The 19,939-nt window shown below is 73.1% G+C and carries 15 protein-coding genes; 7 read left to right on the top strand and 8 right to left on the bottom strand.

The features are described from left to right. Window positions 1-125: 125 nt before the first annotated feature. On the bottom strand, window positions 126-416 hold the full coding sequence (locus IE185_RS20540) for a hypothetical protein (protein WP_138897107.1): 291 nt from the start codon (window positions 414-416) through the stop codon (window positions 126-128). Window positions 417-491: 75 nt separating this feature from the next. Here IE185_RS20540 and IE185_RS20535 point away from each other — a divergent pair, with 75 nt between their 5' ends. Further along, a complete protein-coding gene (locus tag IE185_RS20535; RefSeq protein WP_138897108.1) occupies window positions 492-1,661 on the top strand; it encodes an FAD-dependent oxidoreductase in 1,170 nt (389 codons plus the stop codon). Between the two features lie 42 nt (window positions 1,662-1,703). On the opposite strand, the gene mltG is transcribed toward IE185_RS20535, so the two are convergent. Next, on the bottom strand, window positions 1,704-2,525 hold the full coding sequence (gene mltG / locus IE185_RS20530; protein ID WP_138897109.1) for an endolytic transglycosylase MltG: 822 nt from the start codon (window positions 2,523-2,525) through the stop codon (window positions 1,704-1,706). 369 nt (window positions 2,526-2,894) lie between these two features. Then, window positions 2,895-4,706 (bottom strand): ABC transporter ATP-binding protein, encoded by a 1,812-nt coding sequence (locus IE185_RS20525; RefSeq protein WP_138897110.1) that lies wholly within the window; start codon window positions 4,704-4,706, stop codon window positions 2,895-2,897. Window positions 4,707-4,814: 108 nt separating this feature from the next. Here IE185_RS20525 and IE185_RS20520 point away from each other — a divergent pair, with 108 nt between their 5' ends. From IE185_RS20520 to IE185_RS20505, 4 genes are all read left to right on the top strand, one after another. Beyond that, on the top strand, window positions 4,815-5,267 hold the full coding sequence (locus tag IE185_RS20520) for a MarR family winged helix-turn-helix transcriptional regulator (RefSeq protein WP_138897111.1): 453 nt from the start codon (window positions 4,815-4,817) through the stop codon (window positions 5,265-5,267). Between the two features lie 15 nt (window positions 5,268-5,282). Next, window positions 5,283-8,213: an FAD-binding and (Fe-S)-binding domain-containing protein gene (locus IE185_RS20515; RefSeq protein ID WP_189715691.1), complete on the top strand. Its 2,931-nt coding sequence runs from the start codon at window positions 5,283-5,285 to the stop codon at window positions 8,211-8,213. Window positions 8,214-8,299: 86 nt separating this feature from the next. Next, on the top strand, window positions 8,300-9,379 hold the full coding sequence (locus tag IE185_RS20510) for an NAD(P)H-dependent amine dehydrogenase family protein (protein ID WP_138896124.1): 1,080 nt from the start codon (window positions 8,300-8,302) through the stop codon (window positions 9,377-9,379). After that, on the top strand, window positions 9,376-9,855 hold the full coding sequence (locus tag IE185_RS20505; protein ID WP_138896125.1) for a carboxymuconolactone decarboxylase family protein: 480 nt from the start codon (window positions 9,376-9,378) through the stop codon (window positions 9,853-9,855). Before IE185_RS20510 ends, IE185_RS20505 begins: the two co-directional genes overlap by 4 nt. Window positions 9,856-9,904: 49 nt before the next feature. Here IE185_RS20505 and IE185_RS20500 read toward each other — a convergent pair whose 3' ends face one another. Both IE185_RS20500 and IE185_RS20495 read right to left on the bottom strand, forming a co-directional pair. Next, entirely contained in the window at window positions 9,905-11,548 is a 1,644-nt protein-coding gene (locus tag IE185_RS20500; protein WP_138896126.1) for a GMC oxidoreductase, read from the bottom strand. Window positions 11,549-11,610: 62 nt separating this feature from the next. Then, window positions 11,611-13,296, bottom strand: a complete 1,686-nt coding sequence (locus IE185_RS20495) for a peptide-N4-asparagine amidase (RefSeq protein ID WP_229843607.1) — start codon at window positions 13,294-13,296, stop codon at window positions 11,611-11,613. Window positions 13,297-13,451: 155 nt separating this feature from the next. On the opposite strand from IE185_RS20495, the gene IE185_RS20490 reads away from it, so the two are divergent. Both IE185_RS20490 and IE185_RS20485 read left to right on the top strand, forming a co-directional pair. Further along, window positions 13,452-15,365 carry an ABC transporter transmembrane domain-containing protein gene (locus IE185_RS20490; protein WP_138896131.1) on the top strand — a complete coding sequence of 638 codons (1,914 nt, stop codon included), beginning with the start codon at window positions 13,452-13,454 and terminating at the stop codon, window positions 15,363-15,365. Further along, window positions 15,362-17,143 (top strand): ABC transporter ATP-binding protein, encoded by a 1,782-nt coding sequence (locus IE185_RS20485; RefSeq protein WP_138896127.1) that lies wholly within the window; start codon window positions 15,362-15,364, stop codon window positions 17,141-17,143. Before IE185_RS20490 ends, IE185_RS20485 begins: the two co-directional genes overlap by 4 nt. A gap of 102 nt (window positions 17,144-17,245) precedes the next feature. On the opposite strand, the gene IE185_RS20480 is transcribed toward IE185_RS20485, so the two are convergent. The 3 genes from IE185_RS20480 to IE185_RS20470 all read right to left on the bottom strand — a co-directional run bounded on the left by IE185_RS20480 (window position 17,246) and on the right by IE185_RS20470 (window position 19,868). Beyond that, the gene (locus IE185_RS20480; RefSeq protein ID WP_189715705.1) at window positions 17,246-18,742 is read right to left on the bottom strand and encodes a SulP family inorganic anion transporter; all 1,497 of its coding nucleotides are present in this window, start codon (window positions 18,740-18,742) and stop codon (window positions 17,246-17,248) included. A gap of 17 nt (window positions 18,743-18,759) precedes the next feature. Next, window positions 18,760-19,368, bottom strand: coding sequence for a carbonic anhydrase (locus IE185_RS20475; RefSeq protein ID WP_138896129.1), 609 nt, complete (start codon window positions 19,366-19,368; stop codon window positions 18,760-18,762). Between the two features lie 113 nt (window positions 19,369-19,481). Continuing rightward, window positions 19,482-19,868 (bottom strand): hypothetical protein, encoded by a 387-nt coding sequence (locus IE185_RS20470; protein ID WP_189715689.1) that lies wholly within the window; start codon window positions 19,866-19,868, stop codon window positions 19,482-19,484. Between the last annotated feature and the right edge of the window lie 71 nt (window positions 19,869-19,939).

Genomic DNA, 19,939 nt, shown 5'->3' with positions numbered 1-19,939 from the left:
CGGGGCGATCAGTGCGGCCGCGTTCCCGCGTCACGCAGCCGCCGGGCGGCTGGTCCGTACGGGTGGGGCGTTGGGCCGGACGGGCACCGGCGGCAGACCGGGGCCCGGCCCGCTCCCTGCCGGGTCTACGCGCCCGGCAGGGTGTCCAGGTCCGGCTGGACCTCCACCGTGCATTCGGCGTCCTCGGGACCCAGGCCCTCCGCGTCGCGCCACACGCAGATCCGCACGTGGTGGACGCCGGAACCCTCGTGATCCCACTGGGTCGCAAGGTCACGCACCACCACCGCCGCCACGAACTCGGCGTCCTCGGGCTGGGTGGCGGTGGTGATCGTGCCTCGGTAGCGGGAGCCGAGGGGGCGCCATCCGGCGCTCCCGGCGGGGGCGTCCACGCGGTACACGTATGCGACGGGCGTCATTCCGGCACCGTACCCACATCCCCGGGAATTACGTGGGGCGGGAAGATCCGCACCTGCGCCCCTGTTGGTAGAACCATGAACAACACTGCGGTGCGGGACGTGGACGTCGTCGTCATCGGTGCGGGCCAGGCAGGGCTGTCCAGCGCCTACCACCTGCGGCGCGCGGGCCTGGAGCCCGGGCGCGACTTCGTCGTCCTCGACCACGCGCCCCGGCCGGGCGGCGCGTGGCAGTTCCGGTGGCCGACCCTGACGTACGGCAAGGTCCACGGCATGCACGCGCTGCCGGGCATGGAGCTGACCGGCGCCGACGGGAGCCGCCCGTCCTCCGAGGTCGTCGGGGAGTACTTCGCGTCGTACGAGCGGACCTTCGGCCTGCGGGTACGGCGCCCCGTCGACGTGCGGGCGGTCCGCGAGGGGGAGCACGGCCGGCTGCGCGTCGAGACGTCGGAGGGCGTCTGGTCGACGCGCGCGCTGATCAACGCGACAGGCACCTGGGACCGCCCCTTCTGGCCGCGCTACCCCGGGCAGGAGAGCTTCCGCGGGCGGCAGCTGCACACCGCGCACTATCCGGGACCGCGGGAGTTCGCCGGGCGGCGGGTGGTGGTCGTGGGCGGCGGGACCTCCGGCGTACAGCACCTGATGGAGATCGCCTCCGTCGCGGCCGCCACGACGTGGGTGACGCGGCGCCCGCCGGTGTTCCGCGACGGACCGTTCGGCGAGGAGCAGGGGCGGGCGGCGGTCGCGCTCGTCGACGAGCGGGTACGGCGCGGGCTGCCGCCGCAGAGCGTCGTGTCGGTGACCGGACTGGCCGTGACGGAGGCCGTCGCACGGGCCCGCGCGGAGGGAGCGCTGGACCGGCTGCCGATGTTCGACAGGGTGACGCCGGGCGGGGTGGCCTGGGCCGACGGACGCACGGTCGACGCGGACGTGATCCTGTGGGCCACCGGGTTCCGTGCCGTGATCGACCACCTCGCGCCGCTCAGGCTGCGTGAAGCGGGTGGCGGCATCCGCGTGGACGGCACGCGCGCCGCGCGCGACGAGCGGATCCATCTGGTCGGGTACGGGCCTTCGGCCAGCACCATCGGGGCCAACCGTGCGGGGCGCGCGGCCGTACGGGGGGTCGTGCGGCTGCTGGAGCGGACGCCGGCGGGTGCGGATCCAGCAGCGGCGACGGCGGGAAGCGGGGCAGCGGTGGCGGCGCTCCCGGTCACATCGGTGACAGAGCCGGTTCCGGTCGCGGGCTGAGGGCGCCGTACCGGGCGCGTCCAGCAGTGCGCCGCCCGGCGGTCAGCCGCCGTTCTTGCTCGTGCCCCGGCGGTTCGCGTTGAACTCCGCGACGTTCTCGCGTTGTTCGGCGTAAGTGTCGGTGAAACGGGTGTCCCCGGGCGCGACGGTGACGAAGTACAGCCACTTCCCGGGCGGCGGGGTGAGCGTCGCGTTCATCGCCTGGCGGCCGGGGTTGCCGATCGGCGTCGGCGGCAGGCCGGCCCGTTCGTACGTGTTGTACGGGGTGTTGATCCGCGTGTCCGCGTGCGTGGTGTCGAGCGTCGAGCGCTTGAGGGCGTAGTTGATCGTCGAGTCCATCTGGAGCGGCATGCCCCGCGCCAGCCGGTTGTCGATGACGCGCGCGACCTTCCCCATGTCCTCGGCCGTGTCGGCCTCGGCCTGCACGATGCTGGCGATGACGACGCTGCGGTAGTCCGCGCGGGTGATCCCGAAGTTCTTGCCGGCCGTGTCGACCATGTACGAGAGCAGGCTCGCCGGTGTCGCCCTCTCGTCGACGGGATAGGTCGCGGGGAAGAGGAAGCCCTCCGGGTTGCCCCGGGCCGCGGGCGGCAGCTTCAGTCGCGCCGTGCTCGCCGCCTTCTCGGTGGTCCGCGGTGCGACGCCGAGCGCCTTGTCGACCGCGGCGTACACCTGGGAGGCCCGCCAGCCTTCCGGGATCAGCAGGCTGCGCGGCTCGCGCCGCTCCTGTCGGAGCAGCAGCAGCGGCACCAGGACCGCGGCGGTCGCCACGGTGGCGGCCATGGCGACGATCAGCAGCAGCCGGCCACGGCGCGTCAGGCGGGGACCGTGCGCGGGCCGCTTCGGTGCGGGCTCGTTCTCCATGCGGGCACGCTAACCCGCTCCGGCCGCCGTTCCCGGGATGTCGTGGAGCGGCGATGGTCCATCCAGGGCGACGCGAACACGCGAACAGGGGCCCGCTCGAACGCGTAGCCGATCGACGTTCGTCGCCCCTTCGCCGCGCGGCGCACGATGCTTACGGTGCGCGAGCGACGGGCTGCAGACCGCCACCGCGCTGTCCCGAAGGCACAAGCACGCAGCACAAGGAGACCCACGCTCATGAACCTCATCACCGACCTTCTCGCCGGCGCCTTCCACTTCCTGGGCCGGCTGGTCTGACCGAGGTCCCGCCGGCGCCGCTTCTCCCCCGTCCCAGGGGAGGGACGGCGCTGTCGTGTCCGGACGGCCTGACGCTCAGGTCGCGGCGGAGGAGACCCGCTCGTCCCTGCGCACGAGCGCCGCGTACCGGCCCTCCCGGGCGAGCAGTTCCTCGTGCGTGCCGCGCTCGACGGTTCTTCCGCCGTCGAGAACGACGATCTGGCCGGCGTCCCTGACCGTGGAGAGCCGGTGCGCGATGGTGATGGTCGTACGGCCCGCCGAGAGCGCGTCGATGGCCTGCTGCACGGCGTGCTCGGTACGGGTGTCGAGCGCGCTCGTCGCCTCGTCGAGGATGAGGACGGGCGGGTCGCGCAGGATGGTGCGGGCGATCGCCAGGCGCTGCTTCTCGCCGCCGGAGAAGCGGTACCCCCGCTCGCCGACGAGGGTGTCGTACCCGTCGGGGAGTGAGGCGATGTGGTCGTGGATCTGTGCCGCCTCGGCGGCGGCACGCAGCTCCTCGTCGGTCGCGTCCGGCTTCGCGAAGCGCAGGTTCTCGGCGACGGAGGCGTGGAAGAGGTACGTCTCCTGGGAGACCACGCCGACCGCGCGGGCCAGCGTGTCGAAGTCCAGGTCGCGCACGTCGACGCCGTCGAGGGTGACGCTGCCGTCCGTCACGTCGTACAGCCGGGGCACCAGGTAGCTGAGGGTGCTCTTGCCGGAGCCGGTGGGGCCGACGATCGCCAGACTGCCGCCCGCCGGGACGGTGATGTCGATTCCGGTGAGCGTGGGCCCGTTCTTCTCGTCGTACGTGAAGTGGACGTCGTCGAAGCGCACTTCGCCGCGGATCTTCTCCAGCCGGACCGGCTTCCGGGGCTCGGTGATGTCCACCGGCAGGTCGAGGTACTCGAAGATCCGCTGGAAGAGGGCGAGCGAGGTCTGCATCTGCACACCGGTCGACAGGAGGCTCACGGCCGGGCGGAAGAGGCCCTGCTGGAGCGAGACGAAGGCGACGAGCGTACCCAGCGACACGGCCGCCCCGCCCGTGCTCATGGTCAGGCCGGCGGCCCAGTAGATGACGGCCGGCATGGCGGCCATCACGATGCCGATGGTGGACATGCGCCAGCGTCCGGCCATGTTGGAGCGCACTTCGAGGTCGACGAGGCGCTCGGACTCGTCGGCGAAGGACTTGGTCAGGGAGTCGGCCCGGCCCATGGTGCGGCCGAGGAGGATGCCGCTGACCGACAGCGACTCCGTGACGGTGGCGGCCATCGAGGCCATCTGCTTCTGCCGCTGCGTGGTGATCTTCTTGCGCTCGCGGCCGACCCGGCGGCTGATCCACACGAAGACCGGCAGCAGGAGCAGGGACACGACGGTCAGCCGCCAGTCGAGGGCCAGCATGGCGACGACCGTGGCCACCACGGAGGTGAGGTTCGAGACCAGCGAGGTGGCGGTGGAGGTGACCGTCGCCTGCATGCCGCCGATGTCGTTGGCGATGCGGGACTGCACCTCGCCGGTGCGGGTCCGGGTGAAGAAGGCCAGCGGCATGCGCTGGAGCTGGGCGTAGACGGCGGTGCGCAGGTCGTGCATGACGCGCTGGCCGACCGTCGTGGAGATCAGGGTCTGGAGCACGCCGAAGACGCTCGTCACCACGGCGGTCAGGATCATGCCGAGGGCGAGCAGGCTCAGCAGCCCCGTGCGTCCCTGCGGGATCGCGGTGTCGAGGATCTCCCTGAGCATGAACGGGGAGGCGACGGCGACCAGGGAGGAGGCCGCGACGAGCAGGCCGACGACGGCCAGCCGGCCCCGGTAGGGCCGGAAGAGCCGGAGGATGCGGCGCACCTGCGCGGGCTCCTCCGGCTGGGCGGGATCGCGGGCCGGTGGTGTCCACGTGGGCCGATCGGGGTGCATGGGCTCCTTCGCGGGGGTGAGACGACGATTCTGCGAGCCTAGCTCATTGTTACCTGTGCTCACAATGACCCTGTTCACAATGAGCGTGGTCCTGATAATGTTCCCGCTATGAGCACCTCAGACGCCGACGGCCTGCTCGCCGAGCAGCTTCTCCGGCTGACGCGCCGGCTTCACCGGATCCAGCGTCAGCAGATGGAGCCGATCGGCATCACGCCCGCCCAGTCGCGCCTGCTGCGCACCGTCTCGCACTACGACCTGCACGACCGGCCACCGCGGATGGCGGACCTCGCCCAGCGCCTGGACGTGGTCCCCCGCGCCGTGACCACCCTGGTCGACGGCCTGGAGGCGAGCGGCCGGGTGCGCCGGGTGCCGGATCCCACGAACCGGCGTGTCATCAGGATCGAGCTCACCGACACCGGCCGCGCGACGCTCCGCGCGCTGCGCAGCGCGCGCCGGGACGCCGCGGAGGACATCCTGGCCCCATTGACCGCCGGGCAGCGCGAGGTGCTCGGGGGCCTGCTGTCCGCTCTGGTCGACGGGATGCCGGAGCGCCGCTGCTGAACCGAGGGGGACCGGATGCCTCTGCTGGAGCCCGAGCCGGGATCGCTGCGCCCCGCGGCCCCGCCGCCGCCCGCGCCCGACCGGGTGCCGGACGCGCTGGCCGGCGGCACGCCGGAACCGCTGCGCGGTGAGCTGACCGCGCTCCTCGGGGCGGGCAAAGTGCTGTGGAAGGTCTCCGACCTCGTGCGGTACGCGTCGGACGCCAGCCCGTACCGCTTCGTCCCCCGGGTCGTCGTGGTGGCCGAGGACGTCGACGACGTCTCGGCGGTCCTCGCGTACGCGCGGGCCAAGGGCCGCGAGGTCGTCTTCCGGGCGGCGGGCACCTCGCTCAACGGCCAGGCCCAGGGCGAGGACATCCTGGTCGACGTACGCCGGCACTGGGCGGGCGTCGAGGTCCTGGACGGCGGCGCGCGCGCCCGGATCCGGCCGGGCACCACGGTCGTACGGGCCAACGCCGCCCTCGCCCGCCACGGCCGCGTCCTCGGCCCCGACCCGGCGAGCGCCATCGCCTGCACGGTCGGCGGTGTCGTCGCGAACAACGCGTCCGGCATGACGGCGGGCACCACCCGCAACTCCTACCGCACCCTGGCCTCCCTCACCTTCGTCCTGCCGAGCGGCACGGTCGTCGACACGGCGGACCCGGCGGCGGACGAGAAACTGGCCCGCGCGGAGCCCGGTCTGTGCGCGGGGCTCATGGCGATCAAGGCGGAGATCGAGGCGGACGCGGAGCTCACCGCCCGTGTCCGCGCGAAGTACGCGATCAAGAACACCAACGGCTACCGGCTCGACGCCTTCCTCGACGGTTCGACGCCCGTGGCGGTCCTGCGCGGTCTGATGGTCGGCTCCGAAGGCACCCTCGGTTTCCTCTCCGAGGTCGTCTTCGACACCCTGCCGCTCGACCGCGTGCTCACGACGGCGCTGCTCTTCTTCCCCACGCTGTCCGCCGCTGCCGCCGCCGTTCCCCGCTTCAACGACGCGGGGGCCGTCGCGGTCGAGCTGATGGACGGCAACACGCTGCGCGCCTCGGTGAGCGTCGAGGGCGTCCCGGCGGACTGGGCGCGGCTGCCGCAGGAGACGGCGGCGCTGCTGGTGGAGTTCCGGGCGCCCGACGAGGCGGCTCTGGAGCGCTGCGAACGAGCGGCGGACGAGGCACTGAGCGGGCTCGAAGTCGTCGCCCCGGTCGCGTCGGTGACCAATCGGTTCACCCGGGACGCCCGGACGATCACGGGGTACTGGAAGGCGCGCAAGGCGTTCGTCACGGCGGTGGGCGGCGCCCGTCCCGCCGGCACGACCCTGATCACCGAGGACTTCGCCGTGCCCCCGTCGCGGCTCGCCGAGGCGTGCGAGGCGCTCCTGGAGCTCCAGCGGGAGCACGGGTTCGACGCGGCGGTGGCCGGTCACGCGGCGCACGGCAACCTGCACTTCCTGCTGGCCTTCGACGCCGCCGACCCCGCGGACGTCGCGCGCTACGCCGCCTTCATGGACGCGTTCTGCCGGCTGACGGTCGGGCGTTTCGACGGGTCGCTCAAGGCTGAGCACGCCACCGGGCGCAACATCGCGCCCTTCCTGGAGCTGGAGTGGGGCCCGAGGGCGACGGAACTGATGTGGCGTACGAAGCGGCTCGTCGACCCCGGTGGCGTGCTCGCCCCGCGCGTCGTCCTGGACCGCGACCCGAAGGCGCATCTGCGCGGCCTCAAGACCATCCCCGGGATCGAGCCGGTCGCCGACCCGTGCATCGAGTGCGGCTTCTGCGAACCGACGTGCCCGAGCTCGGACCTGACGACCACTCCGCGCCAGCGCATCGTGCTGCGCCGGGAGATGATGCGCCAGGCCACCGGTTCGCCGGTCCAGGACGGGCTGCTCGACGCGTACGGGTACGACGCGGTCGACACGTGCGCCGGGGACTCGACGTGCTCGCTCGCCTGTCCCGTCGGTATCGACACCGGCGCGCTGATGAAGGACTTCAGGCACCGCCGGCACGCGCCGCGCGAGGAGCGGATCGCCGCGCTGACCGCCGAGCACTTCGGCGCGGTCGAGGCGGCGGCACGCCTCGCGGTGGCCGCTGCGGACCGCGCCGGGGACCGGCTGGTCCGGGCGGTCACGGGCCTCGCCCGCAGGGCCGTACGTCCCGACCTGGTGCCGCAGTGGCTGCCGGAGATCCCCGGCGCGGCCGCCCGGCCCCTCCCCCGCACCGCGCGCACCGGAGCGCACGCCGTCTACTACCCGGCGTGCGTCAACCGGATCTTCGGTGAGCCGGAGCGTTACCGGGGCCCGTCCCTGCCGCAGGCGGTCGTCGCCGTGTCGGAGCGGGCGGGGAGGCCGGTGTGGATTCCCGCCGACGTGGCGGGCACCTGCTGCGCGACGATCTGGCACTCGAAGGGGTACGAGGCGGCCACCGCCGTCATGGCGAACCGCGTGGTGGAGGCCGCCTGGGGGTGGACGGCGGGCGGCACGCTGCCCCTGGTCGTCGACGCGTCCTCCTGCGCGCTGGGCCTCGCGCGCGAGGTGGTGCCGTACCTCACCGACGCGAACCGCGAGTTGCACGGCGAGCTGACCGTGGTCGACTCGGTCGTCTGGGCCGCCGACGAGCTGCTCCCCCGCCTCCGGGTTCTGCGCAGGGCCGGGTCCGCCGTCCTGCACCCGACCTGTTCGATGCGGCACCTGGGCGACGCGGCGGCGCTGATCGCCGTCGCCGAGGCGTGCGCCGAGGAGGTCGTCGTACCGGACGACGTGCGGTGCTGCGCGTTCGCCGGGGACCGGGGCATGCTGCACAGGGAGCTGACGGAATCGGCCACGGCGCGCGAGGCCGCGGAGGTCCGGGCGCGCGAGTACGACGTGTACCTCTCGGCAAACCGGATGTGCGAGGTGGGCATGGAGCATGCCACGGGTCGCGGCTACCGGTCCGCGCTGCTGGAGCTGGAGCGTGCGACCCGCCCGGTAACCTGACACTGCGTCAGATCGTGTGCCGGGACCGGCATTTGCTGCGGTCACATCTCTGGGAAGTGACAGGCCCGGGCGCTACCCTCCGCCGCATGATTTCCACGGTTGTCTGGGGAACCGGCAACGTCGGCCGTGCGGCCGTCCGTGCCGTCGACGCCCATCCGGCACTGCGCCTGTCGGCCGTTCTGGTGCACGACCCGGCCAAGGCCGGCCGCGACGCGGGCGAGCTCTGCGGGCTCGACCGCGACCTGGGGGTCGCGGCGACCGACGACATCGCGTCGGTACTGGCCGCCGGCCCCCGCGCCGTGGTGTACGCGGCGTCGGGCGACATCCGCCCCGACGACGCGCTCGCCGACATCGTCCGGGCGATCCGGGCCGGGGCCGTGGTCGTCACCCCCTCGCTGTACGCGCTGTACGACCAGCGCAATGCCCCGCCGGAGCTGCGCGAGCCGGTGCTGGCCGCCGTGGCCGAGGGCGGCGGCTCGCTGTTCGTCTCCGGGGTGGACCCGGGCTGGGGCAACGACGTACTGCCCCTGCTGATCAGCGGACTGGCCACGACGGTGGACATGATCCGCTGCCAGGAGATCTTCGACTACTCCACGTACGACCAGCCCGACTCCGTCCGGTACCTGGTCGGCATGGGGCAGCCGATGGACTACGAGCCTCTGATGCTCGCACCGACGGTCCCGACGATGGTGTGGGGCGGTCAGATACGGCTGATGGCCAGGGCCCTGGGCGTCGAACTCGACGACATCCGCGAGACGCTGGACCGGCGCCCGCTCGACGCCACGGTGACCACACGGACCATGGGCGAGTTCGAGGCGGGCACCCAGGGTGCGGTGTGTTTCGAGGTGCAGGGCATCGTCGCGGGCGAACCGCGCATCGTCATCGAGCACATCACCCGGATCCACCCGTCCTGCGCCCCGGACTGGCCCACCCCGCCCGACGGCGCCGGGGCCCACCGGGTCGTCATCGAGGGCCGCCCGCGCATCGAGGTCACGGTGGAGGCCACCGACGAGGGCGAGAACCGGTCGGCGGGCGGGAACGCCACCGCCGTGGGCCGCCTGGTGGGCGCGGTCGACTGGCTCGTGGAAGCGAAGCCGGGTCTCTACGACGCGCTGGACGTCCCCCTGCGCCCGGCGGTCGGCAAGCTCGGAAGGAGCCAGTGGTGAACATCGACATCCCCGAGGGCAAGAACCCCATCGAGTACGTGTGGGGTGAGATGGTCCCGGGTATCGGGGTCGCCGCCTCGGAGTTCTCCCTCGCGGTGTACGCCCACACCACCCTGGGCCTGCGGGAGTTCGAGGCCGCGCGGCTGCGGATCGCGCAGATCAACGGGTGCGCCTTCTGCCTCGACTGGCGGACCGAGCGGGACGGGCAGAAGGTCGAGGAGGAGTTCGCCGAGGCGGTGGCCCGGTGGCGCACGACCGACGCCTTCGACGACCGCACCCGCCTGGCCGCCGAGTACGCCGAGCGGTACACCCTGGACCACCACGGCCTCGACGACGCGTTCTGGACGCGGATGACGGCGCACTACAGCCAGCTCCAGATCGTGGAACTGACCATGAGCATCGGGTCCTGGCTGGCGTTCGGCCGGCTCAACCGCGTACTGGGGCTCGACACCGTGTGCGTGCTGCCGGGGCACTGACGGAGCCGGGGCCTGCCGGTGGTCCCGGCCGGCCCCGGCGCGGGGGTCCCTACAGGTCAGTGGCGATGATCCTCTCGATGTTCCGTTCGGCGAGCGCCGTGATGGTGACGAACGGGTTGACGCTGGCGTTGCCGGGGATCAGCGAGCCGTCGATGACGTACAGGCCGGGGTGGCCGTGCAGGCGCCCGTAGTTGTCGGTCGCCCGGTCCAGCACGACGCCGCCGAGCGGGTGGTACGTGAGGTGGTCGCCCCAGATCTTCGAGCCGCCGAAGAAGTCGCTCCGGTAGATCGTCCCCTCCTTCGCGTTGATCTTGTCGAAGATGGTCCTGGCGGCGTCGATGGACGGCTGCTTCCAAGCGGTCTGCCAGCTGAGGTCCGTCCTGCCGGCCGCGGCGTTCCAGGAGAACTCGGCGCGGTGCGGGTTCTTGGTGATCGACAGGTAGAGCGAGGCGTAGGTCTCGATCCCGGTGGGCAGCGGCGCCACCTCGGCGAACGCGCCGCCGGCCGCCCAGTTGTCGATGCCGGCGGTGGGCATGGACGACTGGACCTTGCCCGTCGCGTCCCACATGTGGTTGGCGCGGCCGCACATGACGTTGCCGTTGTCGCCCCAGCCCTTGCCGACCTCGTTGTTCAGGCGGGGCAGCGCGCCAGTGGCCTTCAGCCTGGTCAGCAGCTTGCTGGTGCCGACACTGCCGGCCGCGAAGAACACCTTGTCCGCCGTGACGGTCTTGGTGGCCGTGGTGTCACCGGTGGTGTTGATCTGCTCGATGACCACCGTGTATCCGCCGCCGGCCGCCGGCGCGACCGACGTGACCCTGTGCAGAGGGGAGATGGTGACCTTGCCGGTCGCCCCGGCCCGCGCGAGGTAGGTCTTCTGGAGCGACTTCTTCCCGTAGTTGTTGCCGTAGAGGACCTCGCCGTCCAGCGCCGACTTGGGCACGGCTCCGGCCGCCTCCTGCTTCATGTAGTCCCAGTCGTACACGTTGGGCACGAAGACGAACGGGAAGCCGGAACGCTGGGCGTGCTTGCGGCCGACCCTGGCGTACTGGTAGCAGGCGGCGCTCTCCCACCAGGCCGGGTCGACGTCGCTCACGCCGAGACCGGCGTTGGCGCGCGGGTAGTAGACGTCGTACATCTCGGCGGCGTTCACCGACGGCAGGACGCCGCCGAAGTTCTCCCGTCTGGGCGTGACCGCCATGCCGCCGTTGACGAGCGACCCGCCGCCGACGCCCCGGCCCTGGTAGACGGTGATGCCGCTGAACTCCTCGGCGTCCAGGATCCCGGTGTGGCGGGGGATGTCCTTGTCGAGCGGGAAGCCGAGGAAGTTGCTGAGGGGCTGTTTGGTCTTCGTACGGAGCCAGAAGGAACGGTGGTCGGGTTTGGTGGTGTTGGCGAAGATCTTGCCGTCCGGGCCGGGGGTGTCCCAGGACATCCCCATCTCGATCATGTGTACGTCGACGCCCGCCTGGGCGAGTCGCAGGGCGGCGACGGAGCCGCCGTACCCGGTGCCGACCACCAGAACCGGGACGCGGGCGCCGGGGGCGATCGCGGCGGCGGGCGCGGCGCCCGGGCGGACGGCGGCGGTGGCGCGGCTCCCGAGGGCGGCGACTCCAAGAATAGAACCGGTTCCAGCGATGAACCCTCGGCGTGAGAAGCCCCTGGAACCGGGGCCCGACGTGGAGTTGTTGCTCATGTGACATTCCTCACTCAGAGGCGAACGGGAACAGGTTCTACTGCCGTCGGCATGCGAAGTCACTACATACCTCCAGGTAATTTCCGGCCGCAGCGCAGCCGGTCCCGCGTCACCGTCCCCTGCGCGGTCTCGACGGTGCGGTCGTGGCAGCCCGCCGTCCCGTACAGCCGGTAGCGCTCGCTCGACGTGCCGACCGCGTGCCGCTGGTCGCGCGGCACGTTCGCGGTGTACGTCGCGTCCCCCTCGTACGTGTCGTCGAGACGCGACCAGGACAGCCGCTTCCCGGCCCGCTCCACGGCGGTGCCGGCGCGGTCGCCGAGGGCGAGCACGGTGCGCAGCCGGTCGTCGGCGCCGAGCGTCGTCGTACCGTCCATGGTGTACGTGCGGTGGGCGCGCACGGCGGTGGCCGGGCCGCGCCCGTCGGTGGTGACGCGCTCGCGGTCCGTCCAGGTGCCCTTGAGCGCGTCGGTGTTGACGGTCCCGCCGTCGGTCCAGCGGTGCACGGAGGTGTGGGCGAGCGTGCGGTCGACGGTGGTGACGACGCGGCCGCGCGAGGTGTTCAGATGGCCGGAGACGGTGAGCCGGTGCCCGCCCCGGGTGTCGACGCGGTGCTCGGAACCGGGCGTGTAAGCGGACGAGTTGGCCGGGACCCCGTTGTCGTGCCGGGTCAGCGCGCCGGTGACGACCTCGCTCCCCCGGTCCTGCCACACGAGCACGTTGACGGGCGTGCTCCAGCCGGTCTGCCCCTCGGGCACACCGACGACGGAGACCTCCACGCGGTGCGGGCGGCCGTCGTTGAGCCGGCCGGCGAAGGGCGTCAGGTCGTACTGGACGGGCTTGACGTCGAAGGCCCGGGGGCCGGGGATCACGTACCAGAGGAAGGGGTTGGACCAGCCGCCCGTCCACACCGTGGGGAACGGCGCGGCGATGCCGGCGAGCTGCCCGTCGACCTTGATCTGCACCTCGCGGTAGGGGCCGTCCGGCGTCCGGCAGGAGTACGGCGCCCCTTCGGGGACGGACAGGTACCAGTACTCCTCGCAGCCGCCGCCCGAGCCCGTCGCGTACACCTCGGCGACGACGCGCTCGGAGTTGCGCGGGGTGGTGAGCCACTGGCCGTCGAGGGTCAGGACGCGGTCAGGGGTGGCGGCCGGCCGGGTGCGGCCCTCGGCGGCGTAGAACGTCAGCGTCGCCTCGACGTCGATGACCCCGGTGTACGTCTCGTCGACCACGTTGCCGATGAGCATCTCGACCGGCTGGGCGCGGCGCAGGATGTCGCTGTAGCGGGTGACGTCCTTCTCCACGGACCAGGTGATGCCTTCGGGCGAGGGCTGCGGGGTGGAGGTGCGCAGTACTTCCACCCCGCCGATGTGCAGGTGGCCGAGCCGGTCGTACTGCCGCCCGGCGACCTCGCCCTCAAGGCGCAGGACCACCTTGCTCCAGCGGTCGCCGCAGCCCTTCGGGGGCGCGTATCCGCCCTTGTACGGCGTGAAGTCGCGGAACCGGGCGTGGGCGACCTTCACCTCGCAGGACCGGGTGCCGGGGGTCGCGACGGGCGGGGCCGCGGTGACGGGATCGTGCCAGTCGTTGCCGAACTCCCGGGGCGGCTCGGCGGCGGCCGCCCCGGCCCCGTGGGTCGCCGCGGCCGCTTCCGCCGCCGGGGTAGCCGCGCCGGCCCGACCGGCCCCGGTCACCGGCAAGGCGGCCAGGACCAGTGCGAGGAGCGTGCCCATGACGTGTGGTCGTCTCATGCGTCAGGAGTGAAGCCCGGGGTGGCCGCATACGCCACCGGAATGTGCGATCTTGGCGCGTTCTGTGCCTCGTAGCCCATAAATCGATTGCCATGGCCGGTGGAAAAAAGCGAACCTTGCACGGTTTCAGCCAGTACACCGAGCCGTGGGACGTCATGCAGATTCGCGATCTTCCGTATCCCGATCCGGGCGTCCCCGACGTCCGGTCCGGGCCCCGATTCCTCTACTGGCTCGGGCGGAACCAGCTGGGCGGGCAGCTGAAGTCGCTCTCCTGGGGGCTGCTCCACCAGTGCGGCGTCGCCGGCCTGCCGCTGGGCGTGGGCCTCGCCGTACAGGCCGTGGTCGACAGATCCGGCCGGTCGCTGGCGCTCGCCGCCGGACTGATCGCCCTGCTGGGTGCGGCCGTGGCGCTCGGGGACACCATGCTGCACCGGACCGCCGTCACCAACTGGATCACCGCCGCCGCGCGCGTGCAGCAGCTGCTGGCCCGCAAGACGGCGGAGCTGGGTTCGGCGCTCACGCGCAGGGTCGCGGCGGGCGAGGTCGTCGCGGTCTCCACCGGAGACGTCGAGAAGATCGGCTGGTTCGTCGAGGCGCTGTCGCGCTTCGCGGCGGCGGCCCTGACCCTCGTCGTGGTGTGCGTGGGGCTGCTGGTCTATCAGCCCGCCCTCGGCGTCGTCGTGGCGATCGGGGTGCCCGTGCTGGCCCTGGCCGTACTGCCGTTGCTGCCGAAGGCGACCCGGCGTGCCGACGCCCAGCGTGAACTGGCGGGCAAGGCCACCGAGCTGGCGTCCGACACCGTCGCGGGTCTGCGTGTCCTGCGCGGCATCGGCGGCGAGGACCTGTTCCTCGGCCGCTACCGCGACGCCTCGCAGCAGGTCCGCAGGGCCGCCGTGCGCAGCGCGCGCATGTGGGCGCTCATCTCGGCCGTCCAGGTCCTGCTGCCGGGCCTGCTGCTGATCACGATCGTGGTGTACGGCGCGAAGCTCACCCTCGACGGGCGCGTCACGGTCGGCGAACTGGTCACCGTCTACAGCGCGGTGACGCTGCTGCTGTATCCCTTGCGGCACTTCGAGGAGATCGCCATGGCGTACTCCTTCTCGCGACCCTCGGCCCAGCGCGCGGCGCGGGTGCTGTCGCTGGAGCGCACGGCGCCCGCGCCCGGCGACGAGGCACCGGCACGGACACCGGCGCTCGTTCCCGACGAGCCGCCGTCCGGTGACCTGTACGACCCGGCCACCGGGCTGCTCGCGCCGGCGGGCCTGTTCACCGCCGTGGTGTGCGGCGACCCCGACCTGGCGGGCCGGCTCGCGGAGCGTCTCGGCGGCCACGCCACGTCGGACACCGCCGCCCCGGACACCGCCGCCCCGGACACCGCCACGCCGGACGCCGCCACCGATGCCGACGCCCCCGGCGGGACGCCGCCTTCCGCGCTGCTCGGCGGGGTCGCGCTCGACGACGTGGCGCTGATCACCGCGCGGGGCGCCGTCCTGGTCCAGGACAAGGACCCGGTGCTGCTCTCCGGCACGCTCGCCGAGCTGCTCGACGTACCGGCGTCGGGGCACGTGTCGGCGGCGGACGCGCTGGACGCGGCGCAGTGCGAGGACGTACTGGCGGCGCTCGCGCAGACATCCGCCGACCGCGCCGACGACCCGATGCGCACCCGGATCACGGAGCGCGGGCGCTCGCTCTCCGGCGGCCAGCGCCAGCGCCTCGCGCTGGCCCGCTCGCTGGTGACCGACCCGGAGGTGCTCGTCCTGGACGAGCCGACCTCCGCCGTCGACTCGCACACCGAGGCGCGGGTCGCCGCGGGCGTGAAGCGGCTGCGTTCAGGGCGGACGACGGTCGTCTTCGCCTCGTCGCCGCTGGTGCTCGACCAGGCCGACCAGGTGGTGCTCGTGCACGAGGGCGAGGTCGCGGCGGCCGGCACGCACCGCGAACTGCTGCACACCGACCCGCGCTACCGCGCGGTCGTCACCCGCGAGACAGCCGCCGAGGACGCCGCGAAAGCCGCGATCCCCGGGGCCATGGAACACGGCGTACGGGAAGAAATCGAGGAATCGGCATGATCGGCGTGGCACCACCGTCCTACGATCCGGCGGCACCGGAGTCGGCGACGACCCTGCCCGTCGGGAGCCCCGCCACCGTACGGACCTACGTGCGCGAGCTGATGAGCCGGCACCGCCGGGCGTTCGCCGTGCTCGTGTCGTTCAACGCGGTCGCCGTCATCGCCTCGATGGCCGGCCCTTACCTGCTCGGCTCGCTCGTCGAGGATCTGGCGGACGGGGCGCGCGAGCTGCACCTGGAGCGCACGGCGGCGGTATTCGCGCTCGCTCTGCTCGTCCAGACCGTCTTCACCCACCGGATGCGGCTGCGGGCCGCGATGCTCGGCGAGGAGATGCTGGCCGACCTGCGCGAGGACTTCCTCGTACGGTCGGTCGGCCTGCCACCGGGCGTGCTGGAGCGGGCGGGCACCGGCGACCTGCTGTCGCGCATCACCACCGACATCGACCGGCTGGCGAACGCGATGCGCGAGGCCGTGCCGCAGCTCGCCATCGGCGTGGTGTGGGCGGGGCTGCTGATCGGCGGCCTCACCGTCACCGCGCCGCCGCTGGCGCTGGCCGTCCTGGTGGCCGTTCCGGTGCTGGTCACCGGGTGTCGCTGGTACTTCAAACGGGCGCCGTCGGCGTACCGCTCGGAGTCGGCGGGCTACGCGGCGGTCGCCGCGATGCTCGCGGAGACCGTGGACGCCGGGCGGACCATCGAGGCGCACCGCCTGGGCGAGCGCCGGGTGGCCCTCTCGGAGCAGCGCGTGCGGGAGTGGACGGCGTGGGAGCGGTACACGCTGTGGCTGCGGTCGGTGCTCTTCCCCGTCATCAGCGTCACGCACATCACCGTCCTGTGCTCGGTGGTGCTGATCGGCGGCGTCTTCGTCCTGGAGGGCTGGATCGACGTCGGCCAGCTGACGACGGGCGCGTTGCTCGCGCAGATGCTCGTCGACCCGGTCAACCTCATCCTGCGCTGGTACGACGAACTCCAGGTGGCGCAGGTGTCGCTGGCCCGGCTCGTCGGCGTACGGGAGATCGAGCCGGACGCCGGCGACCGGCTGCTCGCACCGGACGGGCGTGCCGTGCGGGCGGACGCGGTGCGTTTCGGCTACCGGGAGGGCGTCGACGTCCTGCACCGGGTGACGCTGGACGTGGCGCCGGGGACGCGGATGGCCCTGGTCGGCCCCTCGGGCGCCGGGAAGTCCACCCTGGGCCGGCTGCTGGCCGGGATCTACGCACCACGCACGGGCGAAGTGTCTCTGGGCGGAGCGCAGTTGTCCCGGATGCCGGCCGAGCGGGTGCGCGAGCACGTGGCGCTGGTCAACCAGGAGCACCACGTCTTCGTGGGCTCGCTGCGCGACAACCTGCTGCTGGCCCGTACGGGCGCCGACGACGCGGAGCTGTGGGCGGCGCTCGGCGCGGTCGACGCGGACGGCTGGGCCCGGGCGCTGGAGGGCGGCCTCGACACCGGGGTCGGCTCGGGCGGCCATGTGCTGACCCCGGCGCAGGCCCAGCAGATCGCGCTGGCCCGCCTGGTGCTCGCCGATCCGCACACGCTGGTACTGGACGAGGCGACCTCGCTCCTGGACCCGCGCGCGGCGCGCCACCTGGAGCGGTCGCTGGCCCGGGTCCTCGACGGCCGTACGGTCGTGGCGATCGCGCACCGGCTGAACACGGCGCACGACGCGGACGTGATCGCGGTCGTCGAGGAGGGCCGGATCAGCGAACTCGGCAGCCACGACGAGCTCGTGGCGGCGGACGGGGCGTACGCGGCGCTCTGGCGCTCCTGGCACGGGTAGCCGGGAACGACCGGGGCCCCCGCCTGCCCCTTCGGTGCGCGAGCGCCCCGCAGGAGGCTCCTGGCCTCCTGCGGGGCTACGCGTGCGGCGGACGGGCGGAGGTCAGGCCGCCACTTGTACGGGTTTGACGCCCGTCTCGTTGTGCCGGTCGGTCCAGTTCCGCAGGGCCGCTGCGCACGCGTGGTCCATGTGGCGCAGGCCCGTCAGGTCGAGCTCGATCGGACGGTCGCGGGGCAGCGCCTCCAGTTCGTCGAGGAGCTTCGGCAGGCGCAGGAAGGTGGCGTTGCCCAGCACCCGCACGCGCACCGGCGCCGAATCGGGCGCGTCCGCTTCGGCGGGGGCGACCTCCACGTGGACGTGGGAGGTCTCCCACGCGGTCTTCGCGACCGCCAGCAGCAGACCGATCAGTACCCCTTCGAACATGTTGGTCACCACGATCGCGAGCGCCGTGGCCATCAGCACCACTGCCTCGCCCCGGTGTTCGCGCCACAGCGGAGCCAGTTCCCTGACCGGGATCAGCTTCCCGCCCGCGTGCACCAGCACACCGGCCAGTGCCGCCACGGGGATCACGCCCAGCGCCGCCGGGAACAGCACGGCGAAGACGAGCAGCCACCCCCCGTGCAGCACGCGGGACGCCTTCGTGCGCGCCCCCGCCCGCACGTTGGCGGCGCTGCGTACGATCACCGCCGTCATCGGCAGCGCGCCGAGCATCCCGCACACCGCGTTGCCCGCGCCCTGGGCGACGAGCTCCTTGTCGTAGTCGGTCCTCGGCCCGTCGTGCAGCCGGTCCACCGCGGCCGCGCTGAACAGGCTCTCGGCCGAGGCGATCAGGGTGAACGCGATCACCGTGCCCAGCAGGCCGACCTCGGCCAGCCGTCCGAAGTCGGCCCCGCCGGGCGGCTGTACGGCGTCGAGCAGGCCCCGCACCTCGACCCGGGCGACCGGCGGGTCGAGAACCACCGCGGCCAGGGTCGCCAGCGCCACCGCGGCCAACGGGGCGGGCAGGACGCGCGCCGCCGCCGGGATCCTCGGCCACAGCACCAGCACCGCCACGGTGCCGGCCCCGATGCCGAGCGCCGCGAGAGCCGGCCCCGACGCGAGGGTGCCGGCCACCAGGCCCGGCAGGCCGGCGATCTTGTCGAGCCCGCCGGCCGGAGCCTGGGCGTCGACCAGCGCGTACAGCTGGCCCGCGATGAGCACCAGGCCGATGCCCGCGAGCATGCCCTGCACGACCGCGATCGAGATCGCCCGGAACCAGCGGCCCAGCCGCAGGGCTCCCATGGCGAGCTGCAGCAGTCCGGCGCCCAGCACGATGACGCCGAGCGCGCTGAGGCCGTACGCCCGCACGGCCTCGTACACGAGCACCGTCAGGCCGGCCGCCGGGCCGCTGACCTGGAGGCTGCTGCCGGGCAGCAGTCCGGTGACGAGGCCGCCCACGATGCCGGTGACCAGGCCGAGTTCGGCGGGTACGCCGGAGGCGACGGCCACCCCCACGCACAGCGGCACCGCCACCAGGAAGACGACGAGCGAGGCGGTGAAGTCGGCGCGGAGGTCGCCGGAGCCGCGTCGCCCGAGGAGTTTCGCCACGGTCCTGGTCACGGGGTTCACGCCGGCGCTCACAGCGGGAGGAAGGTGTCGGCGGCGGGGTCGTGGGCGAGGACCCGGCCGGTGTCCACGGCGTAGAACCAGCCGTGCAGCCTCAGTTGCCCGGCGGCCGTCCGCTCGGCCACGCCAGGGTGGGCGCGCAGCCGTTCCAGTTGGTCGCGGACGTTGCGCTGGACGGCGGCCGCCACCTCCGTGTCGGCGTCGGCGTGGAGTCCGTTCAGGTCGTCGGGCAGCTGGCTGTCCAGCCATCCCGCGACCGCCGGTACGGCCCGCAGGTCCTCGCCCCGTACCCGGGCGCCGATCGCCCCGCAGTGGGAGTGCCCGCAGACCACGATGTCGGGGACCCGCAGCACGCTCACGGCGTACTCGATGGTCGCGGCCTCACCGCTGGGCCGGTCCGGGTGGTAGCCGGGCACCGCGTTGCCGGCCGTGCGCAGTTCGAACAGTTCGCCGGGACGCGCGCCGGTGATCAGGGAGGGGACGACGCGGGAGTCGGAGCAGGTGATGAAGAGCGCCTGCGGCGACTGGCCGGCCGCCGGCCGTCCGAACCAGGCGCGGTGCTCGTCGTGCGCGGCTATGCGTTCGCCCAGCGAGCGGGCATGGTCGATGAAGGTCTGCATGGGGGGATCGCCTCCAGGAGCGAGGGCAGGGCCGTGATGACGTATCGGTGCGTAGTACGGGAATTCATCCCGTACCGCTCAGCGTGTACGGATCTTGGGTCCGTACGGCCGTGTCAGCAGCGGAAGACCTGGAGGGCGACGGGGAGGTCCCCGGATCTGGACGGCGCGTGGCTGTGCGGCGCGCCGCCGTCGGTCGCGACGGCGTGCCGCGGCGGTTCCACGGGCGGGGGGACCGGGGCGTGGGCCGCGCGAACGACGGCGTGGGGGGCGCCCGTCTGCGGCCGCTGGGCGCGACGCGCCTGACCGGGGTGGGCGGTGACGTCGGAGCCGGGGGGCGAGCAGGAGCCCTGCCCGGCCACGGGGGGCGCCGCCTCGGGCTCGGTGACGGACACGGGTCCGGCGGCGGGCGCGGCGGCGGAACCGCCGGTCGCGACCGCGAGGGACAGCAGGGCGAACACCGCCAGCAGCAGCGCCTTGGCGGCGGCGGTGATCCGCAGCACGTCTCCCCCTCCCCCGGACGTCGTGGCGGCACGGTGCCGGTGCGATGCGCGACGGGTGTCGCGGCACCCTG

The sequence above is a fragment of the Streptomyces chryseus genome (assembly GCF_014650755.1).
Lineage (GTDB): Bacteria > Actinomycetota > Actinomycetes > Streptomycetales > Streptomycetaceae > Streptomyces > Streptomyces chryseus.
This window is presented reverse-complemented; position numbering and strand designations above follow the sequence as displayed.